Annotated in this window: 3 protein-coding genes and 1 pseudogene; 3 read left to right on the plus strand and 1 reads right to left on the minus strand. The window is 61.6% G+C overall.

Annotated features, from left to right (window positions below; all coding sequences use genetic code 11):
- Positions 1 to 196, plus strand: a pseudogene (locus tag EOA36_RS33860) (hypothetical protein); the annotation flags it as partial.
- 127 nt (positions 197 to 323) lie between these two features.
- On the opposite strand, the gene dksA reads toward EOA36_RS33860, so the two are convergent.
- Entirely contained in the window at positions 324 to 740 is a 417-nt protein-coding gene (gene dksA / locus EOA36_RS33865; protein WP_006202025.1) for an RNA polymerase-binding protein DksA, read from the minus strand.
- Positions 741 to 1,017: 277 nt separating this feature from the next.
- Between dksA and EOA36_RS33870 the strand changes: the two genes are divergently transcribed.
- Together EOA36_RS33870 and EOA36_RS33875 are read left to right on the plus strand one after the other, a co-directional pair.
- A complete protein-coding gene (locus EOA36_RS33870) occupies positions 1,018 to 1,521 on the plus strand; it encodes a histidine phosphatase family protein (RefSeq protein WP_127281061.1) in 504 nt (167 codons plus the stop codon).
- Between the two features lie 76 nt (positions 1,522 to 1,597).
- A partial coding sequence (locus EOA36_RS33875) for a YcjX family protein (RefSeq protein ID WP_189553505.1) occupies positions 1,598 to 2,195 on the plus strand: 598 nt, incomplete at its 3' end.

Here is a 2,195-nt window from a genome sequence, read left to right on the forward strand (position 1 = left end):
AGCGACGGCGGCGCCTTGGCTGCCGGTTTGGCCGCCGCAGGACAGCATCGACGACACGCTGATGAAGGAACTCGAGGTTTCGCTGGACCAACCACGGTCCGGCGGTCCGGCGGCCAAACCGGCAGCCAAGGCGCCGCCGTCGCTCGATGATGAAATGACGAGGCTTTTGGGCGAACTCTCAAGCCAGAAGAGATGATTTGCGCCCAGGGTGGCCTGCCGGTGAATTGAACCGGTCGATGTTCAAGCGCGCTTTGGCATGCGCGGCGACATCGAACAAAAATGGCCGGAAAACCGGCCATTTGGAAATCGATGCAGCGCTACTGTCAGTCGTCGCGATAGACTTTTTCACGGCGCTCATGCCGCTCCTGCGCTTCGATCGACAAGGTAGCGATCGGGCGGGCGTCGAGCCGCTTCAACGCGATCGGCTCACCGGTCTCCTCGCAATAGCCATAAGTGCCTTCGTCGATGCGCTGTAGTGCCGAATCGATCTTCGAGATGAGCTTCCGCTGACGGTCGCGGGCCCTGAGCTCGATGGCGCGGTCGGTTTCCGAAGAGGCGCGGTCGGCGAGGTCGGGATGGTTGGCGTTTTCCTGCTGCAGGATTTCGAGGGTTTCGCGCGCTTCGCGCAAAATGTCATTTTTCCAGGTGACGAGCTTTAGGCGGAAGTAGGATTTCTGCCGTTCGTTCATGAACGGCTCGTCTTCGGAGGGTACGTAATCGGCGGTAACGATGTCGTTCATTCGACTCACCCAAACAGCCCCAAATTTGGCGCCTATATATTCGCCGCCAGACGCCTGCACAAGCGCAATCAGCCACCGGCTCACGCAATTGTTAAAGTGCGCCCGCAGCCTTCCCCGGAGCGGGATAGATCTGTTTCGATGGCGAAAGTAGGACGATCTTCGCCGCTTGCCCCCGCAAGTGATTCGCCGCGCCGAAGAACGTGCACCATTGTGCGCGATGCTTTTCTTGTGGCTAATCGCGGCAGGACTTCGGCTTTCGGGCGTCATTGGAGGTTGAGTGAGCAGGCTTTATCTGTTGCGACACGCCAAGGCCGGCTGGGCCTTGCCGGGCATGCGTGATTTCGATCGTCCGCTCGACGCATCCGGCCGCGCCGATGCCGAAAAGATGGGGGCCGCGATGCGATCCCGTTCCTATGTGCCGGACCTGACGCTGTGCTCCAACGCCAAACGCGCCAGGGAAACGCTCGAGGGACTGGCCGGTCAGACGGACACGGGCAAGGTGCTGTTTTTCGACACACTCTACAGCGAAGACGCGGCCGGCTATCTCCGGCTCGTCCGGGATCATGGCGGATCCGGCTCGTTGCTGGTCATAGGCCACAACCCGATGACGGAGGATCTCGCCATGGCGGTTTCGGGCGATGGTGGCGAGACGGAGCGGGCAATGCTCAATCATGGCTTTCCGACCTCGGGCCTCGCCGTCGTCCGTTTCCCCGGCAATCTGGCGAAAGCGGCCCAGGGAGCGGGCTATCTCGAAGCCTTCCTGACACCGGCCGATCTCTGATGCCGATGTCCAGCGCCATTTCAAAGCCGGGTTCCACCGCCTATATCGGGCGGACGCAAGTCCGAGAGAGCATATTTTGGCATCATCGCTGACCACCTTCACCGACGAGGCAAGAATTGCCCTCGACACATTGTCGGGACGTGCCACCGGACTTTTTTCTCCATCGCTGCGCTTGGGTGTCACGGGTCTATCCCGCGCGGGCAAGACCGTCTTCATCTCGGCCTTCGTCCACAATCTGATCCACGGCGGACGCCTGCCGCTGTTCGAGGCGCAGAAATCGGGGCGTATCGCGCGCGCCTTCCTCGAACAGCAGCCCGACGACGCCGTGCCGCGTTTTCAGTACGAGGACCACATCGCCGCTCTGGTCAACGATCGCGTCTGGCCGGACTCGACCCGCGCCATCTCTGAACTGCGGCTGACGATCGAATATGAATCGGCCTCCGGCTGGAACCGTATGTTCTCGTCGGGCAAGCTGTCGGTCGACATCGTCGATTACCCCGGCGAATGGCTGCTCGACCTGCCGCTGCTCGGCAAATCCTTCGCCGATTTTTCGCGAGAAGCCCTCGAAATGGCCACGTTGCCGGTGCGCGAGGACCTGTCGCGGGCCTGGCGGGCGATCTCGACGGAAATCGACCCGAATGCCGACGCCGACGAAATGACGGCACGCCGGCTGG

Source organism: Mesorhizobium sp. M8A.F.Ca.ET.021.01.1.1, assembly GCF_003998025.1.
In the GTDB taxonomy this organism is placed as follows: Bacteria; Pseudomonadota; Alphaproteobacteria; order Rhizobiales; family Rhizobiaceae; genus Mesorhizobium.